At 69.1% G+C, this 20,994-nt stretch carries 22 protein-coding genes and 1 tRNA gene; 14 read left to right on the top strand and 9 right to left on the bottom strand.

The features are described from left to right. Window positions 1–55: 55 nt before the first annotated feature. The 4 genes from ASE02_RS03260 to ASE02_RS03245 all read right to left on the bottom strand — a co-directional run bounded on the left by ASE02_RS03260 (window position 56) and on the right by ASE02_RS03245 (window position 4,455). Window positions 56–406 (bottom strand): hypothetical protein, encoded by a 351-nt coding sequence (locus ASE02_RS03260; protein ID WP_156405889.1) that lies wholly within the window; start codon window positions 404–406, stop codon window positions 56–58. 34 nt (window positions 407–440) lie between these two features. Then, window positions 441–998 (bottom strand): tetratricopeptide repeat protein, encoded by a 558-nt coding sequence (locus ASE02_RS03255; RefSeq protein ID WP_056731097.1) that lies wholly within the window; start codon window positions 996–998, stop codon window positions 441–443. A 152-nt stretch (window positions 999–1,150) separates the two neighbouring features. Further along, window positions 1,151–3,427 carry an ATP-binding protein gene (locus tag ASE02_RS03250; RefSeq protein WP_056731094.1) on the bottom strand — a complete coding sequence of 759 codons (2,277 nt, stop codon included), beginning with the start codon at window positions 3,425–3,427 and terminating at the stop codon, window positions 1,151–1,153. A 113-nt stretch (window positions 3,428–3,540) separates the two neighbouring features. After that, on the bottom strand, window positions 3,541–4,455 hold the full coding sequence (locus ASE02_RS03245; RefSeq protein ID WP_200957598.1) for a DMT family transporter: 915 nt from the start codon (window positions 4,453–4,455) through the stop codon (window positions 3,541–3,543). Between the two features lie 142 nt (window positions 4,456–4,597). Here ASE02_RS03245 and ASE02_RS23140 point away from each other — a divergent pair, with 142 nt between their 5' ends. The 3 genes from ASE02_RS23140 (at window position 4,598) to ASE02_RS03230 (ending at window position 9,048) form a co-directional block, all read left to right on the top strand. Next, complete coding sequence (locus tag ASE02_RS23140) at window positions 4,598–7,285, top strand: autotransporter outer membrane beta-barrel domain-containing protein (RefSeq protein WP_200957597.1); 2,688 nt, start codon at window positions 4,598–4,600, stop codon at window positions 7,283–7,285. A 53-nt stretch (window positions 7,286–7,338) separates the two neighbouring features. Further along, window positions 7,339–7,734 (top strand): MAPEG family protein, encoded by a 396-nt coding sequence (locus ASE02_RS03235; protein WP_056731088.1) that lies wholly within the window; start codon window positions 7,339–7,341, stop codon window positions 7,732–7,734. A gap of 171 nt (window positions 7,735–7,905) precedes the next feature. Beyond that, a complete protein-coding gene (locus ASE02_RS03230; RefSeq protein ID WP_056731086.1) occupies window positions 7,906–9,048 on the top strand; it encodes a patatin-like phospholipase family protein in 1,143 nt (380 codons plus the stop codon). Between the two features lie 131 nt (window positions 9,049–9,179). Here ASE02_RS03230 and ASE02_RS03225 read toward each other — a convergent pair whose 3' ends face one another. Then, window positions 9,180–9,374, bottom strand: coding sequence for a heavy-metal-associated domain-containing protein (locus ASE02_RS03225; RefSeq protein WP_056731085.1), 195 nt, complete (start codon window positions 9,372–9,374; stop codon window positions 9,180–9,182). A gap of 153 nt (window positions 9,375–9,527) precedes the next feature. On the opposite strand from ASE02_RS03225, the gene ASE02_RS03220 reads away from it, so the two are divergent. From ASE02_RS03220 to ASE02_RS03195, 6 genes are all read left to right on the top strand, one after another. Next, window positions 9,528–12,008, top strand: coding sequence for a heavy metal translocating P-type ATPase (locus tag ASE02_RS03220; protein ID WP_056731083.1), 2,481 nt, complete (start codon window positions 9,528–9,530; stop codon window positions 12,006–12,008). 9 nt (window positions 12,009–12,017) lie between these two features. Then, a complete protein-coding gene (cueR, locus tag ASE02_RS03215; protein ID WP_056731081.1) occupies window positions 12,018–12,449 on the top strand; it encodes a Cu(I)-responsive transcriptional regulator in 432 nt (143 codons plus the stop codon). 71 nt (window positions 12,450–12,520) lie between these two features. Continuing rightward, window positions 12,521–12,605: transfer RNA gene (locus tag ASE02_RS03210), tRNA-Leu, on the top strand. A gap of 169 nt (window positions 12,606–12,774) precedes the next feature. Beyond that, the gene (locus tag ASE02_RS03205; RefSeq protein WP_056731079.1) at window positions 12,775–13,101 is read left to right on the top strand and encodes a FeoA family protein; all 327 of its coding nucleotides are present in this window, start codon (window positions 12,775–12,777) and stop codon (window positions 13,099–13,101) included. After that, window positions 13,095–14,969 carry a ferrous iron transporter B gene (locus tag ASE02_RS03200; protein ID WP_369818515.1) on the top strand — a complete coding sequence of 625 codons (1,875 nt, stop codon included), beginning with the start codon at window positions 13,095–13,097 and terminating at the stop codon, window positions 14,967–14,969. The genes ASE02_RS03205 and ASE02_RS03200 overlap by 7 nt, the downstream gene beginning before the upstream one ends. Window positions 14,970–15,062: 93 nt before the next feature. Continuing rightward, a complete protein-coding gene (locus tag ASE02_RS03195) occupies window positions 15,063–15,371 on the top strand; it encodes a hypothetical protein (RefSeq protein ID WP_056731075.1) in 309 nt (102 codons plus the stop codon). 74 nt (window positions 15,372–15,445) lie between these two features. Here the strand turns inward: ASE02_RS03195 and ASE02_RS03190 are convergent, their stop codons facing one another. The 4 genes from ASE02_RS03190 to ASE02_RS03175 are packed head-to-tail and all read right to left on the bottom strand — an operon-like array spanning window position 15,446 to window position 18,235. Further along, on the bottom strand, window positions 15,446–15,946 hold the full coding sequence (locus ASE02_RS03190) for a MarR family winged helix-turn-helix transcriptional regulator (RefSeq protein WP_056731074.1): 501 nt from the start codon (window positions 15,944–15,946) through the stop codon (window positions 15,446–15,448). Next, on the bottom strand, window positions 15,943–16,950 hold the full coding sequence (locus tag ASE02_RS03185) for a fumarylacetoacetate hydrolase family protein (protein WP_056731072.1): 1,008 nt from the start codon (window positions 16,948–16,950) through the stop codon (window positions 15,943–15,945). The genes ASE02_RS03190 and ASE02_RS03185 overlap by 4 nt, the downstream gene beginning before the upstream one ends. Beyond that, window positions 16,951–17,226 carry a hypothetical protein gene (locus tag ASE02_RS03180; protein ID WP_056731069.1) on the bottom strand — a complete coding sequence of 92 codons (276 nt, stop codon included), beginning with the start codon at window positions 17,224–17,226 and terminating at the stop codon, window positions 16,951–16,953. It lies immediately after the preceding gene. Between the two features lie 10 nt (window positions 17,227–17,236). Next, window positions 17,237–18,235: an isoaspartyl peptidase/L-asparaginase family protein gene (locus ASE02_RS03175; RefSeq protein ID WP_056731067.1), complete on the bottom strand. Its 999-nt coding sequence runs from the start codon at window positions 18,233–18,235 to the stop codon at window positions 17,237–17,239. Between the two features lie 163 nt (window positions 18,236–18,398). On the opposite strand from ASE02_RS03175, the gene ASE02_RS03170 reads away from it, so the two are divergent. The 5 genes from ASE02_RS03170 to ASE02_RS03150 all read left to right on the top strand — a co-directional run. Beyond that, window positions 18,399–18,974, top strand: a complete 576-nt coding sequence (locus tag ASE02_RS03170) for a YqaA family protein (RefSeq protein ID WP_056731065.1) — start codon at window positions 18,399–18,401, stop codon at window positions 18,972–18,974. A 43-nt stretch (window positions 18,975–19,017) separates the two neighbouring features. Continuing rightward, entirely contained in the window at window positions 19,018–19,533 is a 516-nt protein-coding gene (locus ASE02_RS03165) for a disulfide bond formation protein B (protein WP_056731063.1), read from the top strand. Then, window positions 19,530–20,093: a demethoxyubiquinone hydroxylase family protein gene (locus tag ASE02_RS03160; RefSeq protein WP_056731061.1), complete on the top strand. Its 564-nt coding sequence runs from the start codon at window positions 19,530–19,532 to the stop codon at window positions 20,091–20,093. The genes ASE02_RS03165 and ASE02_RS03160 overlap by 4 nt, the downstream gene beginning before the upstream one ends. Beyond that, on the top strand, window positions 20,090–20,734 hold the full coding sequence (locus ASE02_RS03155; protein WP_056731060.1) for an N-acetyltransferase: 645 nt from the start codon (window positions 20,090–20,092) through the stop codon (window positions 20,732–20,734). The genes ASE02_RS03160 and ASE02_RS03155 overlap by 4 nt, the downstream gene beginning before the upstream one ends. Continuing rightward, on the top strand, window positions 20,731–20,994 hold a 264-nt coding region (locus ASE02_RS03150; RefSeq protein ID WP_235536588.1), incomplete at its 3' end, for a DUF1294 domain-containing protein. The genes ASE02_RS03155 and ASE02_RS03150, both read left to right, overlap by 4 nt.

Genomic DNA, 20,994 nt, shown 5'->3' with positions numbered 1-20,994 from the left:
GCCGCACGCTCAACGCGCAGATCCGCTCCCAGGATGCGACCTAATGGCGCAACTGTCAGCGCCTGTTTTGTGACGCCGCGCGAACCCGAGCGTTGGACGCCGCCAACATGTCGTCAGGGATCGAGACATAGCCGTCGGCATTCGTCGTCCCGACGGCGCGGGGGCCGCTGGGCAAGGTCAGGCTGGGCCGCGTGCGAATGGCGTCGATGTCGCGCAGCCGCTGCTCGGTCTGCACCTTGGCTTCCAGGGTGCTCAGCTGGTTCTCCAGCGCGACCGACCGCTGCAACTGCATCTGCTGCTGGTTCAGCACGTCGAGGTCGCGCATCGCCGACTGGTGGTCGACCTGGGCCAACGCCGGCGCGGCGGAGACCGTCAGCAAAGCCAGGGAAAGGAGGAGCGGGCGCATGTCCATAAAACGCCCAACCTGGGCCAAAAGCTCCCTATCGGCGCGAAACCGAGAAGCGGGTGAGTTGCTCGCGCGGCGCGGGCCACTCGGGCGCGATCTCGAGGGCTTTCTGATAGTCGAAATAGGCGGACTTGGCGTCATCCAGGCCCTCATAGGCCAGCGCCCGGTTGAAATAGGCCTTTTCCGGTTCGCTCACCCCCAAGGCCAGCGCCTTGTTGATGTCGGACAGGCTGTCGGCGTAGCGCTTCTGGCCGATGGAGGCCGCGCCGCGGTTCACATAGGCCTCGCCCATTTCGGGCTGCAGCCGGACCGCCTCGTTGAAGTCGCGAGTGGCCTCCGAATAGGAGGTCCGCCGCAGCTTCAGGACCCCGCGATTGACGTAGGTGCCGGCGCGATCACGCGGCAGCATGAATTCGGTGTCCAGCGCCACGGTGCAGATTTCCTGGAACCGCGGATCGTCCTGGCCGCCCAGGGCGGCCTCCGAACAGGCCTGGGCCAGCCCGCCGCCGATCACCGTCACCGCGCCATGGGCGACGTCCGCCGCCGCCCAGCTCAGGGCCGCTATGCTCGCGGCCGTCAGCAGCTTGAACATGGCTGGGCCTCCTGCCCTTCAGGCGAGCGCGCCAGCCGGCGAAAGGCGCGGCGCACGTCCGACCTACTGACGCTGAGAATCCTCCCGTAACGATGGTCTGTCAACGCGAGCTTTTCTGCGAAATGGGCAGCCAAGGCGCTGTTTTTGGAGCGCTATTCCGAGATCACCCGAGCCATTTGGCGTGCGAGGTCCAGCATCGAAAACGGCTTGTGCATCACCGGGCCGGACCAGGTCTCGGCCAGTTCTTCGAGGTCGGCGTAGCCGGTCATGATCACCACGGGAAAGTCCGGCCGCTCCCAGCGCAGCCCAACGGCGGTCTCGCCGCCGCTCAGGCCCGGCATGGCGAAATCCACCAGCGCCGCCCGGAGGTCGGAATCCTCGCGCATCCGCTCCAACGCCTGCTCGCCGCTCTCCGCCAGGCTGACCCGGCAGCCCAGGTCCTGCAGCATCTGTGCGGTCACCGACCGGACGCGGACGTCGTCGTCGACCAGCAGCACCCTCACCCCCTTCAAGATCGCCGCGTCCGGCGCGATCTCGCCGGCGCTCTCCAGCCCGCCCAGGGCCTCGGCGCGCGGCAGATAGACCCGCACGGTCGAGCCTTGGCCTGGGGCGGTGTCGATCTCCACCCCGCCGCCCAGTTGCTTGGCCAGGCCCAGCACCTGCGGCAGGCCCAAACCCGATCCCTTGCCCACCGGCTTGGTGGTGAAGAACGGCTCGAAGACCCGCGCCACGACCTCCGGCGTCATACCCTCGCCGGTGTCGGAGACCGCGATCATCACATAGTCGCCGACCGACGGCGCCTCGCCGCGCGGCGCCCGGTCGGCAATGGTGACATTGCTGGCGGCGATGGCGACCACCCCGCCGGCGCCCATCGCGTCACGGGCGTTGAGGGCCAGGTTCACGACCATCAGCTCGACCTGGGTCGCATCGCCGAACGCCGGCCACAGATCGGGGGCCACCTCGACCTCCAGCCGATGGGCCGCCCCGACGGTGGACCTCAGCAAGGCCGCCGCCGCGCCCACGGCCTCGCCAATGTCCATCGCCTTCACCTCCAGCCGCTGGCGACGGGAGAAGGCCAGCAGCTGCCCCGTGAGCTTGGCGCCCCGCTCTCCGGCGGCGCGCGCCTGATCGACATAGCGCAGGTGCCGGGGCTCGGTGAGCCGGCGCGACAGCAGGTCCAGATTGCCCAGCACCGCCATCAGCAGATTGTTGAAATCGTGGGCGACGCCGCCGGTCAGCCGGCCGATGGCCTCCATCTTCTGGGCCTGGGCGAGGTTCTCCGTCGCCTCGGCCAGTTCGCGGGTCCGCTCGGCGACCCTGACCTCCAGCGAGGCGTTGAGATTGAGCAGCTCGGCCCGCTGATCGGCCACCTTGGTCCCGGCTTCGCTGAGGGCGGCGGCCAGGGCGTCGATCTCACGGGTGCCCGTCGGGAACGGCGCCGGCGGTCGCTTCTCCGTCCAGGCCAGGGCGGCGGCGGCCAGGCGTTCGACGGGCTTTGCGAAGCTTCTCGCCGCATAGATCGCCAAGATCGCGCCCAGCCCCAGGAAGGCGGCGCCCAGCGCCACGCCCCAGAACAACGACTGGCGCGCCTGGCCGGCGATCTCCGAGCGCGGCGCCGCCACGATGAAGGCCCAGCCATAGTCCGGCGAGCGGCTCCACGCGGTGACGCTGGGAACGCCGTCCAATGTCGTGGTCTCCGCGACGCCGGACAGCTGGCGTCTGATGTGCTCGGCCATGACCGGCGAAGCTGACCGGCCGACCATCCCATCGTCGTTGCGGCTGCGCGACACGACGACGTTGCGGGCGTCGGCGATCGTTCCGGTCCAGCTCTGCGGAAAATGCTGATCCATCCAGACCTGACCGAAGGACGACGCCGTCGCCCCAGCCGCCAGGATCAACGGCCGCGCGTTCGGCCGCTCCACCGGCACGTTGAACGAGACGATGTATTCCTTGGCCACGGAGCCGTGGAAAACATTCGAGACCTGCATCCGCCCGTTGTCGGTCTGCGACCAGGTGAGGCCGGGCGCGCGCCCGGCGCCCTTGGGCAGGGGCGCGCCCAGCGGCAGACGCGTGTTCACCCTCTGCAATCCGTCGGCGTCGAAGACCACCACCCAGGTGTCGCCGCGGCGGGTCGCCTGCCGAGCCTGGGCGTCGAAGGCCGCCCAGTCGTTGGTCAGCAGATAGGGCGAGCTGGCGAGGGCCTCGAGCAGCACCTCCTTCTGTCCGATCTCGCGGTCGACCACCAACGACAGGGCGCGCGCGGTCTCGGTCATCTGGCGTTCGACGGACTGGCGCTGCTGGCGGTAGACCGTCCACATCAGCAGGCCCGCGGTCATCACCGCCGGGATCAGCACGGCCAGCACCAGGACCACCAGCCGGGCGCGAAGTCCCGGCGCGTGCTGGGTCGAGGTGAAGGCCTCGTCGTTCAAGCTGTCGCCTTCCGCCCCGATCAGATGCGCTCGCGACCCTAAGGCGCGACACCGGTATTGTGAAACCTCAGATGCGCTTTTACGCAATCACAACCTGCGTCAACGGCCAGGCTTCAGGCGCCCCGGCCGCCCACCCGGAAGCGGCGCGTTTCCCGCAGCAGGATGTAGACCCCGCTGGCGGCCACCACGACGGCGCCGGTCAGGGTCGCGGCGCGCGGAAGCTCATCCCAGAACACATAGCCCAGGATGCAGGCCCAGATGAGCTGGGTGTAGTCGAACGGCGCGACCACCGCGACCTGCGCGCGGCGCAGGGCCTCGGTCAGGAGCAGCTGGCCGGTTCCGCCGACCAGACCGGTGCAGACCAGCATCACCAGCGTGGTGACGTCAGGGATCACCCAACCGCCGAACGGCAGGCTGGCGAGGCCAAGCAGCATGCCCGCCAGGGTGAAGTAGAAGACGATGGTCGGGCCAGGCTCGGTGCGGCCGATCTCGCGGATGGCGATCATCGCGCCGGCCGCCCCTAGCGCGCCGGCCAGGCCAAAGACCGTGCCCAGCGTCGCCATGTGGGTGGGATCGGGCCGGATCATGATCAGCACGCCGATAAAGCCGACGATCACCGCCCCCCAGCGATGGAGGCCCACCCGCTCCTTGAGGATCGGGCCCGAGAGCGCGGTCATGAACAGCGGCGCGGCGAAGGACAGCGCCGTGGACTCGGTCAGCGGCAGCATCGAGACCGCCGTGAAGCCGCAGACCATGCCGACCAGGCCAACGCTCGCGCGCGTCGCATGGCCGCCCGGCCGGGTGGTTTTCAGGACCGAGAAGCTCGTCGTGCGCCAGATGTAGAACAGCACCGGCACGAAGGCGAAGACGTTGCGGAAGAAGATGATCTCCAACACTGGCGCCCCGCGCTCGGCGCAGGCCTTCACCAGGGCGGCGAGGCCGGCCATGCAGGCCATGGCCGCGACGCGCAGGATGATTCCCAGACCGTTGCGTTGCAGGACGGCGTGGGCTGGGGGTTCGGCAGGCAACAGGCTCTCCTAGAGCCGCAGCCCTTAAAGGCCGCCCGTCCCCCAGGCCATCCCCCCACGGCCAAGCTCACCCCTGGGTAATATTTCGGTCACCAATGCGGCGCAAAAATTCCATCTATAGTTGATTTTCAGTGAGCGCATGATGACGTCCATGGTCACTCGCGGATGTGCGATCCGCCCCGCCGCCCTGCTTTCGACCACGGCGATCCTGCTCGCGACCCTATGGCCGCAGGCCGCGTCGGCCGCCTGCGCGCCCGTGGCCACCGGCGGTGACGACACCTTGGTGTGTGACGCCGCGACCGCGCCCGACCCGGTCGCCGGAGCGGTGGACCTGCTGGCCGGCGCCGACACCGTCACCATCAACAACGGAACCTACGCCGGCGGATTTCGCGGCGGGGTCGGCCAGAAGCGCCTGACCCTCAATGGCGGCACGGTCGCTGGCTACAACAACACGACCGGGGTCTCGACCATCATCCTCGCCCCCGGTGGAAACGCGATGGTGTCCGGACCCGTCACCTTCGGGACCGGGGCCGACCGGCTGGAGGTTCATTCGGGCTCGATCACCGGCCATATCGAACAGGGCGACGGGATCGACGCCTTCGTCATGACCGCCGGACAGATCCAATCCCTCGACCAGGGCGGCAATCTCGATACGGCGACGATCTCCGGCGGCTGGATCGTCGGCGCCTTCAACGACGGCGATCTGCTCACCATGACTGGCGGTCGCATCGGCTCGGTCGACCTGCGGGTCGCCAACAACATCATGCGGATGTCGGGCGGGAGCATCGACGGCCGGGTCAACGCCGAACAGGGCGCCGACCTTCTGGAGCTGACGGGAGGAACCATCGGCGGCCAGGTCGACTTCGGCAACGGCGCCAACACCTTCACCATCAGCAACGGCGCGATCGGCGGCGGGATCGTCTCGGGCACGGGCGCCGACACCCTGACCTGGACCGGAGCCGGCACGGTGACCGGGGCCATCAGTCTGGGCGCCGGGGCTGACACCGCCACGCTGCGCAACCTGACGACCAGCGGGCTGGCCGCCACCACGGCGATCGACGCCGGCGCGGGCGCCGACCGGCTGGCGTTCGACACCACCGAGATGTCGGGCCTGGCCCGGTTCCAGAACTGGGAGACCATCGCGGCGACCAACGGCGCGCGCCTGTCCCTGGACGCCGACCTGGCGCTGGGCGGGGCCGACACCCTGACCGGCGCCCTGACCATCGACGGCGCCAGCGCCATCTTCGCCGGTCCCACCGGCCGCCAGATCCGGCCGTTCGCCGCCGGCCAGCGCGCCTCGGTCGCCAACGCCGGGACCATCGACCTCACCACCGGCGGCGCTGGAGCCACCGGCCGCCTCACCATCGTCGGCGACTATATCGGCCAGGGCGGGCGGCTGCTGGTGCGCAGCGTGCTGGAAAGCGACGGTTCGGCGTCCGATCGGCTGATCCTGTCGGGCGGCGCGGCCAGCGGCTCCACCGGGATCGGCGTCACCAATCTGGGCGGCGCCGGCGCCTTGACCGCCGCCGACGGCATCCTGCTGATCGAGACCGTCAACGGCGCGACCACGGCCTCCAGCGCCTTTGGCCTACTCGGCGGATCGGTCTCGGCCGGCGCCTACGAGTATTTCCTGTTCCGCGGCGGCGTCAGCGCCGGAACGGCGGAGAACTGGTATCTGCGCTCGACGCTGCTGCCGGGCGGCGCGCCGCCCGCGCCGGCCGCCGTGCCGCCTCCCGCCCCGCCACCGCCTCCCCCGCCGACGCCCGGCGCGCCGCCACCCCCGACGCCGCAGCCCACGCCGGTCATTCCCCCCTCTCCCGAACCCGCGTCGCCGGAACCACCCGCCGCCGGAGCCGCCGCGCCAGAGCCGGTGCGGCTCTACCGGATCGAGGCGCCGGTCTACGCCGCCCTGCCCGCCGTCGCACGGAACCTTGGCCTGACCATGCTGGACACCTTCCACGAACGTCAGGGCGAACAGGACATCCTGGAGGGCGGCGGCGTCCTGTCGGCGGGCTGGGGCCGGCTGATCGGCCAACGCACCCGCGAGGGCTGGGCCGGCGACGCCCGGCCGGAGTTCAACGGCGAGATCTACGGCTTCCAGACCGGACTCGACCTCTATGGCGCGCGCTCCGACGGCGGCCACGTCAACCGGCTGGGCGCCTTCGTCGGCTACGCCAAGGCCCGCGGCGACATCAGCGGCTTCGTGGTCGGCTGGGAGGGTCTGCACGCGGGCAAACAGAAGGTCGAGGGTAAGAGCCTGGGCGCTTATTGGACCCACGTCGCGCCGTCGCGCTGGTATCTCGACGGCGTGGTCATGGGGACCTGGTACGACGCCGAACTGCGCTCCACCCGCGGCCTCGGCTTCGACACCGAAGGGGTTGGCGTCACCGCCTCGCTGGAAGGCGGCTACCCGATATACCTCGGCCGCCGCGTGATCTTGGAGCCCCAGGCGCAGGTGGTCTGGCAGGACCTGTCGTTCGACGACGCCGCCGACCTGATCTCAACCGTCAGTTACCAGGACAGCGACTCGACCACCCTACGGATCGGAGCGCGGCTCTACGGCGAGTTCGAGGCGGGCGAGACCCAACTCATGCCCTACGCCAAGCTCAACCTGTGGCGCACCCTGCCTGGCGACGACCAGTTGGTCTTCGCCGGCGGCGACGCCATCTCAGTCAAGCAGGAGGCCACCTCGCTGGAGTTCGGCGGCGGCCTGGCCGCCAGGGTCTCGACCTCGGTCAGCCTGTTCGCGGCGGCCGACTACACCCATGGCCTGGGCGATCACAAACGCCGCAGCCTGGAGGGCAATCTCGGCGTTCGCTGGACATGGTGACTTCCCTTGCGGCGCCTGCCTACAGTGACGCCTGATCACCAAGGGAGTCGGCGATGACAATCGGACTGATGATGGCGGCCTGGACCCTGGTCCTGGCGTTCGCCCAGATCCTGCTCTTCGATATCGCTCGGACCGGCCAGTACGGTTTGAAGTGGAACACCGGCCCCCGCGACGGCGAGATGCCGCCGCTGAGCGCCCGCGCTGAACGGCTCAAGCGCGCCCAGGACAACCTGTTCGAGACCTTGCCGCTGTTCCTCGGCGCCGTGCTGATCGCCCACGTGGCCGGCAAGGAGAACGAGACCACGGCGCTCGGCGCACAGATCTATTTCTGGGCGCGGGTCGCCTATGTGCCGCTCTACGCCTGGGGCGTGCCTCACGTGCGTTCGCTGGCCTGGCTGATCAGCATCGTCGGCCTTGGCATGGTGGCCCAGGCGATCCTGCTGCCCTAGTCGCCTCCAGACGTCGACCAGGCCCCTGGTCGACGTCATGGACTGACCATCGCCTAGAAACCGCCTTTCGGCCGGCCAATTGATCGGTTGAACTCTTCACCTGGCCAACGCATCAAGAGATCGCTGTCGCCTCCCGGTCAGCTTTCAAAGCGCATTGCGCGGAGTGAATACATGTCGCGGCTCCTTGGCGCCGTCGCCGCCATCGTATTGACCGCGACACAACTGGCCGGTTGCGCCTCGTTCTCGCGTGAGGATTTCACCGCCGCCGACGCCAGGCGCGCGGCGCCGGGCAGCGCCTCCGACATCCGGTTCGACGCCAACGACACCACCGCCGCCGTCGCCTTCACCGCCCGGGCGCGCCGCCAGCTGGAGCGCAACGGCGACCGGCGCGTCGACATCCTGGCCATATCGGGCGGCGGCGCCGACGGCGCCTATGGCGCGGGCGTGATGGTCGGCTGGACCAAGGCCAAGACCCGGCCAATCTTCGAGATCGTCACCGGCGTCAGCACCGGCGCCCTGATCGCGCCCTTCGCCTTCCTCGGCTCGAAGTGGGATGACGACCTCACCGAGGCCTATGCCGGCGGCCAGGCCAGTACGGTGCTGAAGGGGCGCGGCCTGGGCGTGTTGTTCGCCTCCAGCATCTACAATCCCGCCGCCCTGCGCGAGCTGGTCGAGGCCTACTGCACCCCCGAGATGCTGCGCGAGATCGCCGCCGAGCACGCCAAGGGCCGCAGGTTGCTGATCGCCACCACCAACCTGGACACCCAGCGGACGGTGATCTGGGACATGGGGGCCATCGCCTCGCGCAAGAACCCCGAGGCGCTGGACCTGTTCCGCGAGGTGCTGGTCGCCTCCGCCGCCATTCCGGGCGTGTTCCCTCCGGTGATGATCCCGACCAAAAGCGTCGACCATCGCCAGATCGACGAGATGCACGTCGACGGCGGCGTCACCGCGCCGTTCGTGTCGATCCCGGAGGCGATGTATTTCTGGGAGGCGCCGGACGGTCAGGCCCTGAGAGGCCGCATCTTCGTCATCGTCAACGGCAAGCTCGACCCGTCCTTCTCCGTCACCCGGGGGCGGGCGCCCACGATCCTGGGGCGCAGCTTCGACACCATGATGAAGACCACTCTGCGGACCCATATCGCCGCCAACCGGGCCTTCGCCGAACGCAACAACCTGGACTTCGAAATGGCCGTGGTCCCGCAGGACGCCGAGGCCGGCAGCATGAACTTCGAGGCCGCCAGCATGAAGCGGCTGTTCAAACTGGGCGAAGACCGCGCCATCGCCGGAACCGCCTGGCAGAAGCCGGACTAGGCGACGTCCTCCTCTGCCCGCCAGGGAGAGATCGGGTGAAGGGAACGGCGTCGCCGATCCCGACGCCGCTTCACGCAAACGCACCGCTACGCGGCCCCCTCACCTAGCCTCTCCCGAGGGAGAGGAACGTCTTAAGCTGCGACCTCGTAGCCGGCGTCGCGGATCGCCGCGGCGATGGCGTCCTTTTGGTCGCTGCCTTCGACGCTGACGCTCTTGCCGGCGAGGTCGACCTGGACCTGCGCCTTGGCGTCGACGGCCTGTACGGCCTTGGTCACGGACTGCACGCAGTGGCCGCACGTCATGCCTTCGACCTGGAAACGAAGCATCGGGATCTCCTCTTCTGACTGCCTCGCGAGGTGAGATAGGGCTTCCCACCATGGGAGGGTCAAGGCCGCTCAAGAAGGATCCGACACCCCTTGACCCTCCCATCATGGGAAGGTCCATCTAGGCTGGGCGTTACTCTCCAGGAGGCCCTGCCAATGTCCGACACCATCTTGAAACCGCTGGAAATTCCCGTGCTGGGCATGACCTGCGCCAGCTGCGTGGGCCGGGTGGAGAAAGCCATCGCGGCCGTGCCTGGCGTCGCCAAGGCTTCGGTCAACCTCGCCGCCGAACGGGCGCATGTGGAGTTCGGCGCGGGCGGCGACACCGGGGCGGTGGTCGAGGCGATCCGCAAGGCCGGTTACGAACCCCTGGCCCGCGAAGTCGACCTCAAGATCGGCGGCATGACCTGCGCCAGCTGCGTCAGCCGCGTCGAGCGCGCACTGAAGGCCGTGCCCGGCGTCCTGACCGCCAGCGTCAATCTGGCCACCGAACGCGCCCATATCAGCGCCCTGGCCGGCGCCGCCGAGCTCCCCGCCCTGATCGCCGCCGTCGAGAAGGCCGGATACGAGGCGCAGACCGTGGGCGAAGCCACGCCTGACTTGGCCGACCGCGAGGCGCAGGCCCGGCAGGCGGAGATCACCTCCCTGAAACGCGCGGCGATGGTCGCGGCGGCCGGCACCCTGCCGCTGTTCCTGATCGAGATGGGCCGCCACTTCATCCCTGGCGTCCATCACTGGCTGGCCATGAACATCGGCGAGCAGCCCTGGCGGCTGGCGAGCTTCGTGCTGGCGGCCGTGGTGCTGTTTGGCCCCGGCCTGCGGTTCTTCCGCAAGGGCGTCCCCAACCTGATCCGCCGCACGCCGGACATGAATTCGCTGGTGGTGCTGGGGACGAGCGCGGCCTTCGCCTATTCGACGCTCGCCACCTTCGCCCCCCAACTGCTGCCGGCCGGCGCCGACCACGTCTATTACGAAGCCGCCGCGGTCATCGTGACCCTGATCCTGTTGGGGCGGCTGTTCGAGGCCCAAGCCAAGGGCCGGACCAGCGAAGCCATCAAGCGGCTCATGACCCTGCAGGCCAAGACCGCCCGCGTGGTGCGGGACGGCGAGGAACGTGAGATCCCCATCGCCGAGGTGGTGGCCGGCGACGTCGTCGCGGTCCGTCCCGGCGAGCGCATCGCCGTCGACGGCGAGGTCGTGGAGGGCGCCTCCTTCGTCGATGAATCCATGATCACCGGCGAGCCGATCCCGGTCGAGAAGACCACCGGCGCCGCCGTGGTCGGCGGCACGGTGAACAAGACCGGCGCCTTCCGGTTCCGCGCCACCAAGGTCGGGTCCGAGACCATGCTGGCCCAGATCGTCCGCATGGTCGAAACCGCCCAGGGGGCCAAGCTGCCGATCCAGGCGCTGGTGGACAAGGTCACCGGCTGGTTCGTGCCCGCCGTGATCGCCGCCGCCCTGCTGACCTTCGCCGCCTGGTGGCTGCTGGGCCCGAGCCCGGCGCTCGCCTTCGCCCTGGTCAACGCCGTGGCGGTGCTGATCATCGCCTGCCCCTGCGCCATGGGCCTGGCCACCCCGACCTCGATCATGGTCGGGACCGGCAAGGCCGCCGAACTGGGCGTGCTGTTCCGGCGGGGCGAGGCCTTGCAGGGCCTGCGCGACGTCAAGGTCGTGGCCTTCGACAAGACCGGCACCCTAACCCTTGGCCGCCCGGCCCTGACCGACCTGCAGACCGCCGAGGGCTTCGAGGAGGCCGAGGTGCTGGGCCTAGTCGCCGCCGTCGAGACCCGCTCCGAACACCCGATCGCCGAGGCCATTGTCGAAGCGGCCAAGACCCGGGGCGTCGCTATCGCCTCGCCCGAAGCCTTCGAGGCGGTCCCGGGCTTCGGCGCGCAGGCGCTGGTGGGCGGCCGCCGCGTGCAGGTCGGCGCTGATCGCTACATGCGCCAGCTGGGCCTAGACGTCGCGGTGTTCCAGGAGACCGCCGCGCGGCTGGGCGCCGAGGCCAAGAGCCCGCTCTACGCCGCCGTCGACGGCAAGCTGGCGGCGATCATCGCCGTCGCCGACCCGATCAAGCCGACCACCCAGGAAGCCCTGGGCGCCCTGCACGCCATGGGCCTGAAGGTGGTGATGATCACCGGCGACAACGCCGCCACCGCCCGCGCGGTCGCCGCCTCGCTCGGCCTCGACGAGGTGGTGGCCGAGGTGCTGCCCGACGGCAAGGTCGAGGCGGTCCGCGCCCTGCGCGAGCGCTACGGCGCCATCGCCTTCGTCGGCGACGGGGTGAACGACGCCCCGGCCCTGGCCTCGGCCGACATCGGGATCGCCATGGGCGCGGGCACCGACGTCGCCATCGAAAGCGCCGACATCGTGCTGATGCGCAGCGACCTGCGGGCCGTGGCCACCGCCATGGCGCTGAGCCGCGCGGTCTTGAACAACATCCGCCAGAACCTGATCTGGGCGTTCGGCTACAATGTCGTGCTGATCCCGGTGGCCGCGGGCCTGCTCTATCCGGCCTTCGGCATCCTGTTGTCGCCGATGTTCGCAGCCGGCGCCATGGCGCTCTCCAGCGTCAGCGTGCTCACCAACGCCCTGCGGCTGAAGGCCTTCCGCCCGCCCGTCGCAACCCGTCACTAGGAGGACGACATGAACATCGGCCAAGCCTCGAAGGCCTCGGGCGTCTCCACCAAGATGATCCGCTACTACGACGAGATCGGACTGGTGCGCCCGGCCAGCCGGACGGAGTCCAACTATCGCGAGTTCGACGAGCGCGAGATCAACGAGCTGCGCTTCATCCGCCGCGCCCGCTCGCTGGGCTTCTCGATGCCGGAGATCACCCAGCTGCTCTCGCTGTGGCGCGACCGCGAGCGCCCCAGCCGCGAGGTGAAGGCCATCGCCCAGAAACACCTGGGCGAGCTCGACGCCCGCATCGCCGAGATGCAGACCATGGCCGACACCCTGCGCCACCTGTCGCACTGCTGCGCCGGCGACGACCGTCCCGACTGCCCGATCCTGGCCGACCTGACCGGAGGCGCCCAGCCCGCCGAACCCAAGAGCGCCGATGTTCGTCGGCGCTGAGCGCAAAGGATACATCTTGATGCAGATGGTCCGTTGATCGCGGCCGAGCTCTGACGTAGATGGTCGCTCACGCCCCTTTGGTGGAATTGGTAGACACACGGCACTCAAAATGCCGCGCCGAGAGGCATCCCGGTTCGAGTCCGGGAGGGGGCACCACACCGCACGCGCTGCAGTTCCTTGAAGAACGCGCGCCGCAATCTCTCCGACATGACGCGTTCGCAAACGCTGAAGCTCGAACGAACGCCCTCCGCGGCGTCCTCGCCCCTCGACGCAGCCGACTCCGAATGATAATCGTTCGCAAATAGTGCGCGTTAAGGACCTGCGTATGAACGACATCTCGACCCGGCCGGGAGCCGCGGCTGCCCTGGTGGAGGGAGCCATCGTACGCCTGAGCGACGCTTCGGTGGGCGATGTCGGCACGATTGTCGATGTCCGCGCCGAAAGCTCGCCGACCGCCCACGGCGTCGATGTCCACGAACTGCAACGCCGACTGCTGGAGTTCGGCTTCGTCGAGGGCGCCCGGATCGAGGTGATCCACGAGGGCGCCATCCGTCACGATCCCATCGCCGTGCGGCTGGACGACATGCGCGTGGCCCTGCGCCGGCGCGACGCCGAGGATGTCTTCATCCTGCTGGACGGAGCGAGATCGTGAGCGACACCCTGACGTCGGCCCGGGTCGCCCTGGTCGGCAACCCGAACTCCGGCAAGACCGCCCTCTTCAACGCCCTGACCGGCTCGCGCCAGAAGGTCGCCAACTACGCCGGCGTCACCGTCGAGCGTAAGGAAGGCATGATCACCTCGGCCGCCGGCCGGAACCTCTACATCCTCGACCTGCCCGGCACCTATTCGCTGCGCGCCCGCAGCCCCGACGAGGCGGTGACCCGCGACGCGGTGCTGGGCCGCCTCGCAGGCGAAACCCCGCCCGACGTGGTGGTCTGCGTGGCCGACGCCACCAACCTGCGGCTGGTCCTGCGGCTGGCCATGGAGCTGAAGCAGGTCGGGCGCCCGATGGTGCTGGCGCTCAACATGTACGACATCGCCCAGCGCCAAGGCCTGCGGATCGACCTTGAGGGCCTGAGCCGTGAGATCGGCGCCCCGATCGTCACCACGGTCGCCACCCGCAAGCGCGGCGTCGAGGACCTGGTCGCCCAGGTCGACGCCTTGGCCGCCTCCGGCGCCCTGGCCGGCGAGAACACCTGGCGTGAGCCGAACGCCGCCGAAATCCGCAAGGCCCACGCCGAGGCCCAGCGCATCGTGCGCACCTATGTCCGCCCGCCGGAGCATCCCGACACCTGGACTGGCAAGATCGACAAGGTGTTGCTGCACCCGATCGCCGGCCTCGCCATCCTGCTCAGCCTGCTGTTCGTCATGTTCCAGGCGGTCTTCACCTGGGCCACGCCGGCCATGGACGGGATCGAGGCGGTCTTCGGCGCGCTCGGCCAGTTCGTCGGCGCCTATGTCTCCAACGACATGCTGAGAAGCCTGATCTCCGACGGGATCATCGCTGGGGTCGGCAGCGTGCTGGTCTTCCTGCCGCAGATCCTGGTGCTGTTCTTCTTCATCATCCTGCTGGAGGACCTGGGCTACATGGCCCGGGCCGCCTTCCTGATGGACCGCATCATGGGCGGCGCCGGCCTGCACGGCCGCGCCTTCATCCCGCTGCTGTCATCCTTCGCCTGCGCCATTCCCGGCATCATGTCGACGCGGGTGATCGACTCCAAGCAAGACCGGCTGACCACGATCCTGGTGGCGCCGCTGATGACCTGTTCGGCGCGGATTCCGGTCTACACCCTGATCATCGGGGCCTTCATTCCCAACCAGACGGTCTGGGGTTTCGCCAGCCTGCAAGGCCTGGTGATGTTCGGCCTCTACGCCGCCGGCATCCTCAGCGCCCTGACAGTCTCCTTCGTCACCCGTCGCATCTTCTGGCGCGGCACGGTCGAGCCGTTCCTGATGGAGCTGCCGACCTACAAGCTGCCCGAGCCGATGAGCGTGGTGCGCAACCTGCTGCAGCGCGCCAAGATCTTCCTCAATCGCGCCGGCCGGATCATCCTGCCGATGATGATCGTGATCTGGGTGCTCTCGACCTTCCCCTATGCGCCGGTGGGCGCGACCCAGCCGGCCATCGACTACAGCTTCGCCGGCATGATCGGCCACGCGATCCAGCCCCTGCTCGCCCCTATCGGCTTCAATTGGCAGATGTCGATCGCCCTGGTGCCCGGCATGGCGGCCCGCGAGGTCGCGGTGGCGGCGCTCGGCACCGTCTATGCGGTGGGCGACGCCGAGAACAATGTCGGCGCCCTGGGCTCGGTGCTGGCCAGCCACTGGTCGCTGGCCACCGGGCTGTCGTTCCTGGCCTGGTACGTGTTCGCCCCGCAGTGCGCCCCGACCCTGGGCGTCGTGAAACGCGAGACCAACAGCTGGTTCTGGCCGGTGGTGATGTTCGTCTACATGGTGACGCTGGCCTATACGGCGGCGTTCATCGTCTATCACACGGCGGTGGCGCTCGGAGGTGGTTAGCGCAGCTTCAACCTCAAGCTGAGATTAAGCATCCCAATTAACCACCCGCTAAACTGGAAAGCCCTAGCGTCTCATCATTGGGTGGGGACTAGAATGGACCAAGCTCTTAGACAACCGCGCCGCAAAGCGGCCCAGCGTCCGACGACGGAGAACCTTGTCGAACGCATCCGCGAGACCCTGCTGTTCTTCGGCGGGGAGGCGCATCGCCGGGACGTGATCGCCAATGTCGCCCGCGACATCGGCGTCGATGTGAAGAACATCCCCGAGGACCTCCAGAACGCGATGATCATCTCGTTCGAGGAAGCCTGGCGTGATGAGGCCCGCAGGGCGACGTACGGCTTCCACCTGCGGTTCGGCGAAGGCTCGCACCGCTGGGGCCTGAAGTCGGCCACGGCACACTAGCCAGCGACGTCGAACGACCGCGCCTTAGCTCGTCATCCTCCGTCAGCCGGAAGATGACAACGTGGTTTGGCGGCCTATCCCGGCGAACCGCCGCTGCCCGAGAGGGCGTCGGCCGCGGCCTGCAGCCGGCCCAGCAATCGCTTGAGCAAGGCCACCTCGGCCGGCGCGAGGCCTGCGATCAACGCCGCCTCGTAGGCCAGGGCCAGGGGCGCGATCTCGACATGCAGCCGCACGCCCTCCCGCGTCAGGTTCAGCAGGTGCGAGCGGCCATCGGCGTGATGGTCCGATCGCTCGACCAGCCGCCGGTTGGCCAAGCCCTGGGCCGCGCGGCTGACCGTCACCTTGTCCATGCCGGTGCGCGCGACAATGCCCTGCTGGGTCTTGCCGCCATCCTCGGCCAGCACGCAGATCAGCCGCCATTGCGGGATCGAAAGCCCGAACCGGTCTTCATAGGCCCGGGCGATCAAGCCGCTGACCGCGTTCGAGGCCACCGACAGTCGATAGGGAAGATAGGCGTCCAGCTGCAGGGCGCCCGCCGGGGCGTCGATCTCTGAAAGCGTGGACGGCCTGGTCATGGCGTGGCGACGACCTGTTCGATGGCTCCAAAGATGGAGTGCCGGCGCCCGTCGCGCATCTCAATGCGGACCTTGTCGCCGATCTTCAGGAACGGCGTCTTGGCCGCGCCTTGGGCGAGCGTCTCCACGGTTCGCAACTCGGCAAGGCAGGAATAGCCGGCCCCGCCATCCTGGATCGATTTTCCTGGACCGCCGTCCGCGCCGCGATTCGACACCGTGCCCGAGCCGATGATCGACCCCGCCGACAGGGCCCGCGTCTTGGCCGCGTGGGCGATCAGGGTTCCGAAGTCGAAGGTCATGTCGACGCCGGCGTCAGCCTTGCCCAGCGGCTGACCGTTGAGCTCGACCTCCATGGCGCCGTGCAGCTTGCCGTCCTTCCAGGCCGCGCCCAGCGCATCGGGCGTCACCGCCACCGGCGAGAAGGACGAGGCGGGCTTGGACTGGAAGAAGCCGAAGCTTTTGGCGATCTCGCCAGGGATCAGGTTTCGCAGCGAAACGTCGTTGGACAGCATCACCAGGCGGACAGCCTCCAGCGCCCGTTCGCGGCTGGCGCCTTGCGGCACGTCGCCGGTCACCACCGCCACCTCGGCCTCCAGGTCGCAACCCCAGGCCTCGTCGGCCAGCGGGATCGGATCACGCGGCCCGAGGAACCCGTCGGAGCCGCCCTGATACATCAACGGGTCGGTCCAGAAGCTTTCGGGCATGTCGGCGGCCCGCGCCTTTCGCACCAGGGCCACGTGGTTCACGTAGGCCGAGCCGTCGGCCCACTGATAGGCGCGCGGCAGCGGGCTGGCGGCGTCGTGCTCGTGGAAACGTTCGCGCGGCACGGCGCCATGCTCGAGGCTCTCGGCCAGACCGCGCAGCAGGGGCTCGGCGGTGGCCCAGTCGTCGAGCGCCGCCTGTAGTGTCGGGGCTATCGAACTCGCATCGGCACACCAGGCAAGGTCGTTGGAGACCACGACAAGGCGACCGTCACGGCCCCCCTTGAGCGATGCAAGCTTCATTCAGTCCTCCCGGCGGATGACGCGTGTCAGACGCACGCCCTTTTCATATGCCTCCGCGAAATAGACCACGACCTCGACGCAGATGTCTCCACCGAGATCGCCAACCCACAAATAGTTGCGCTCGAAGCAGACATCGCGCCCGGCCGGCGTATAGCCCTCATAGGTGTCGCCCCAGGGCGTGCAGGCGGCCATGTCGCGGCGCCCCAGCGCGCAGGCGCGCTCCAGTTCCTCCTCGGCGGCTTCGGTCAGGTCGGCTTGTCGATCGATATGGGCCATGGCGCGGATCTTACGTCTCGTCCTTGTAGATGCCTACGCTCACCGGCCCGCCGGCCGAGGCGCGGCCCCGGTACATGCCGCTGGTGTTGAAGCTCCAGGCCAGCTGGCCGTCGGGCGCCACGGCGATGATCCCGCCGTCGCCGCCCAGCGCGGTGAGCTTGTTCTGGACCACCTCGTCGGCGGCGGCCTGCAGGCTCATGCCCTTCAACTCCACCAGGGCGGCGATGTCGCGCGCCACGGTCAGGCGGATGAAATACTCGCCGCTGCCGGTCGCCGAGACCGCGCAGGCCCCGTTGGAGGCGTAGGTCCCCGCCCCGATGATCGGGCTGTCGCCCACCCGGCCCCATTGTTTGCCGGTTGTTCCGCCGGTGGAGGTCCCGGCCGCCACGTTCCCGGCGGTGTCCAGGGCCACGACGCCGACCGTCCCGTGCTTGCCTTCGTCGTGCGCCAAGCCCTTCGCCGGGTCGGGCCGGTCCAATCCGCCCGGCTTGGCGGGGACCGGCAGATCGTGGGCCTTGAGGAAGTTCTCCAGGCTGCGCCAGCGGCGCTGGGTGGCGAAGTAGCTGGGCTCGACCTGCTCCAGGCCCTGGCTGACCGAGAAGGCGTCGGCCCCCGCGCCCACCATCATCACGTGGGGCGAGCGCTCCATCACCGCGCGGGCCAGCGAGAGCGGGCTGCGCGTGCGGGTGACGCCGGCCACCGCCCCGGCGGCCAGGGTCGCGCCATCCATGATCGAGGCGTCCAGCTCGATACGGCCCTCGGCGGTGAACACCGCGCCACGGCCGGAGTTGAACAGCGGGTCCTCCTCCAGCAGGTGAATGGCCGCCTCGACCGCATCCAGCGCCGAGCCGCCCTGCTCCAGAACCGCCGCGCCGGTTTCCACCACACGGGTCAGGGCCGCGCGGTAGGCCGCCTCCTGCTCGGGGCGCAGCTGAGCGCGCTCGATGGTTCCAGCGCCGCCATGGACGGCGATGGCCCACGTCTGGGCGGGGTCGTTTGGCATGGTCATAGGGGGAGCAATCGCACCTGTTGGCTTCGCGCGGCGTTGTTCTTCACCTGGCCCTCCAGCGCAACCCCGCGCCTGGCCCGAATGATGCGGGCCAGGCGCCGGCGGGAGAGACAAGGCCGCCCATCGCTGCTAGCTAACTCGTCAACCTTCTTCTCGGATCGTCATGCTTCGCAAAACCTACGACTGGGTCATGGGCTTGGCCGGCTCGCGTCACGCCCCCTCGGCCCTGGCCGCGGTTTCGTTCGCCGAAAGCTCGTTCTTCCCGATCCCGCCCGACGTGATGCTGGCGCCGATGGTGCTGGCCCGGCCGGAGAAGGCCTATGTCTACGCCACCATCTGCACGGCCGCTTCGGTGCTGGGCGGCATGTTCGGCTACTTCATCGGTTACCACCTCGGGCCAGTCGGCCTGTGGCTGCTGACCCTGATGGGCCATGCCGACGGTCAGGCCGCCTTCGAGAAGTGGTTCGCCGACTGGGGCCTCTGGGTGATCCTGATCAAGGGCCTGACGCCGCTCCCCTACAAGCTGGTGACCATCGCCTCGGGACTGGCGCACTTCTCCTTCTTCACCTTCATCTGGGCCTCCGTGGTCACGCGCGGCGCGCGGTTCTTCCTGGCCGCCACCCTCATCAAGTATTTCGGGCCGGCCGTGCGCGAAGAGATCGAAAAGCGCCTGGCGCTCTACACCACCATCGGCGTGGTGGTGCTGGTCGGCGGCGTCGTGGCGTTGAAGTTCCTCTAGAGCCTATTGGGGCCGCCCAGCTTTTAGGGTCTTATCCGAACCGATGAGCGCATTCCTCCGACCGTTCCTGCAACGCTGGCGCCTCTGGGCGCTGCTGTCGTCGCTGCTGATGCTGGCCATCGCCCATGGGTTCGAGACCTTCGGCGGTCTGGCTCCCTGCGCGCTGTGCCTGCGGGCCCGTGAAATCTACTGGGTCGCGGCCTGGGTGGCGTTGATCGGCATGTTCGTGGTCCGCCTGCGCGGCGGCGAGCGTTGGCGCGCGGCGTTCGACGCGGTCCTGGCCCTGATCTTCGCGGTCGGGGTGGGCGTGGCGGTCTATCATGCCGGCGCGGAGTGGAAGTGGTGGCCCGGCCCCACCGCCTGCTCGGGCGGCGCGGGATCGGTCAGCGCCGGCCAGATGGCCGACCTGCTGCAGGGCGCCAAGATCAAGGCCCCGGCCTGCGACAAGGCCGCCTGGGTGTTCCTGGGCGTCTCCATGGCCGGCTGGAACGCGCTGGTGTCGCTGAAGCTGACCATCCTCAGCCTGCTGGCCGTGCGCCATGAACGGAGAGCGTCATGAGCGAGAAACCCATTCCGCCCCGCCCCGGCGTCGGCGCCGTCAGCGCTCGCCTGGCCGAGATCCTGCGGGTCGACCACGCCGGCGAACTCGGGGCCGTGCACATCTATCGCGGCCAGCGCGCGGTGCTGGGCGCCGCCAAGGGCCACGAGCGCATCGCCGGCCAACTGGAAGAGATGGAGGGTCATGAGGCCGTCCACCTGGCGCGCTTCGACCAACTGCTGAACCAGCATCAGGTCCGTCCCACGGTCATGACCCCGCTCTGGCGCGCCGCGGCCTTCACGCTCGGCGCCGGCACCGCCCTGCTGGGCGAAAAGGCCGCCCACGCCTGCACCGAGGCGGTCGAGAACGTGATCGAGCAGCACTACGCCAGCCAGATCGCCGAGTTGGAAGGCCGCGACCCTGAACTCGCCGCCGAGCTCTCGAAGTTCCGCGACGAGGAACTAGCCCACCGCGACCATGCCGTTGAGGAGGGCGCGCGCGACGCGCCCGGCTATCCGATCCTCTCGGCGGTGATCCGCGCAGGCTGCAAGGCCGCCATCAAGATCAGCGAGAAGCTGTGACCGACGAAGAGATCACCGCGCTGCGCAGAGGCGCGGACGCACCGGTCGCCGCGGATCCGGCCGACGCCGCCGCCGTGGCGCGTGATCTCTCCGCCGCATTCGCCACCGATCCGGTCTTCAACTGGTTCCTGCGCACCGACGCGCGCCACGACGCCGCCCGGCTGAAGCTCTTCCATCTGCTGGTCGCCATGGCGCTGGCCGACGGCGAGGTGTTCCGGCCAGCGACCGGCGGGGCGGCGGCGGTCTGGCTGCCCTCAGAGAGCCTGGGCCCCACGCCGCTGCTGCAGGAACTGCGCACCCTGCCGGTCATCCTCCAGGCCACCGGCTTCTCGCGCCTGCCGCGCATGTCGGCCATGCGCGCGATCATGGACGAGCATCATCCCAAGAGCCCGCCCCACGCCTATCTCTGGTTCCTGGGCGTGACGCCGGAGGCTCAAGGCTTTGGCGTCGGTTCGCGAATGCTGGCCCACGGCCTAGCCCGCGTGGACGCCAAGGGCCTGCCCGCCTATCTGGAATCCTCCAGCCCCGCCAACCTGCCGCTCTATCGCCGCCACGGCTTCGAGGTGATCGAGGTGCTGCGGGCCCGCCCCGACGCCCCGGAAATGTGGGCCATGTGGCGCGAGGCGCGGCCGGCCGCGTGAGCGCCCTGCTCGGTTATCTGCTGATCGCCAACCTGGCGGCGTTCGCGGCCATGGGCTGGGACAAGTCCAGCGCCCGGCGCGGCGTGGAACGCATTCCCGAACGCACCCTGCTGACCCTGGCCGCGGCCGGCGGCGGGCTGGGCGCCGTGCTGGCCCAGCAGGTTTTCCGCCACAAGACCCGCAAGCAGCCCTTCGCGAACATCCTCGTCGCGATCTTCGCAGCCCAAGCGGTGCTGGCGATATTTCTAATGAGCCGCAGC

The organism is Phenylobacterium sp. Root700 (genome assembly GCF_001429025.1).
In the GTDB taxonomy this organism is placed as follows: Bacteria; Pseudomonadota; Alphaproteobacteria; order Caulobacterales; family Caulobacteraceae; genus Phenylobacterium.
Note: the sequence above shows the minus strand (reverse complement) of the source record. Positions and strands in the feature narration are given on the sequence as shown.

What these genes read in the sequence shown, in the direction of transcription:
- ASE02_RS03260 (WP_156405889.1), bottom strand. Translation starts at nt 406, where the DNA reads ATGCGCCCGCTCCTCCTTTCCCTGGCTTTGCTGACGGTCTCCGCCGCG.
- ASE02_RS03255 (WP_056731097.1), bottom strand. Translation starts at nt 998, where the DNA reads ATGTTCAAGCTGCTGACGGCCGCGAGCATAGCGGCCCTGAGCTGGGCG.
- ASE02_RS23140 (WP_200957597.1), top strand. Translation starts at nt 4,598, where the DNA reads ATGACGTCCATGGTCACTCGCGGATGTGCGATCCGCCCCGCCGCCCTG.
- ASE02_RS03235 (WP_056731088.1), top strand. Translation starts at nt 7,339, where the DNA reads ATGACAATCGGACTGATGATGGCGGCCTGGACCCTGGTCCTGGCGTTC.
- ASE02_RS03230 (WP_056731086.1), top strand. Translation starts at nt 7,906, where the DNA reads ATGTCGCGGCTCCTTGGCGCCGTCGCCGCCATCGTATTGACCGCGACA.
- ASE02_RS03225 (WP_056731085.1), bottom strand. Translation starts at nt 9,374, where the DNA reads ATGCTTCGTTTCCAGGTCGAAGGCATGACGTGCGGCCACTGCGTGCAG.
- ASE02_RS03220 (WP_056731083.1), top strand. Translation starts at nt 9,528, where the DNA reads ATGTCCGACACCATCTTGAAACCGCTGGAAATTCCCGTGCTGGGCATG.
- cueR (WP_056731081.1), top strand. Translation starts at nt 12,018, where the DNA reads ATGAACATCGGCCAAGCCTCGAAGGCCTCGGGCGTCTCCACCAAGATG.
- ASE02_RS03205 (WP_056731079.1), top strand. Translation starts at nt 12,775, where the DNA reads ATGAACGACATCTCGACCCGGCCGGGAGCCGCGGCTGCCCTGGTGGAG.
- ASE02_RS03195 (WP_056731075.1), top strand. Translation starts at nt 15,063, where the DNA reads ATGGACCAAGCTCTTAGACAACCGCGCCGCAAAGCGGCCCAGCGTCCG.
- ASE02_RS03190 (WP_056731074.1), bottom strand. Translation starts at nt 15,946, where the DNA reads ATGACCAGGCCGTCCACGCTTTCAGAGATCGACGCCCCGGCGGGCGCC.
- ASE02_RS03185 (WP_056731072.1), bottom strand. Translation starts at nt 16,950, where the DNA reads ATGAAGCTTGCATCGCTCAAGGGGGGCCGTGACGGTCGCCTTGTCGTG.
- ASE02_RS03180 (WP_056731069.1), bottom strand. Translation starts at nt 17,226, where the DNA reads ATGGCCCATATCGATCGACAAGCCGACCTGACCGAAGCCGCCGAGGAG.
- ASE02_RS03175 (WP_056731067.1), bottom strand. Translation starts at nt 18,235, where the DNA reads ATGACCATGCCAAACGACCCCGCCCAGACGTGGGCCATCGCCGTCCAT.
- ASE02_RS03170 (WP_056731065.1), top strand. Translation starts at nt 18,399, where the DNA reads ATGCTTCGCAAAACCTACGACTGGGTCATGGGCTTGGCCGGCTCGCGT.
- ASE02_RS03165 (WP_056731063.1), top strand. Translation starts at nt 19,018, where the DNA reads ATGAGCGCATTCCTCCGACCGTTCCTGCAACGCTGGCGCCTCTGGGCG.
- ASE02_RS03160 (WP_056731061.1), top strand. Translation starts at nt 19,530, where the DNA reads ATGAGCGAGAAACCCATTCCGCCCCGCCCCGGCGTCGGCGCCGTCAGC.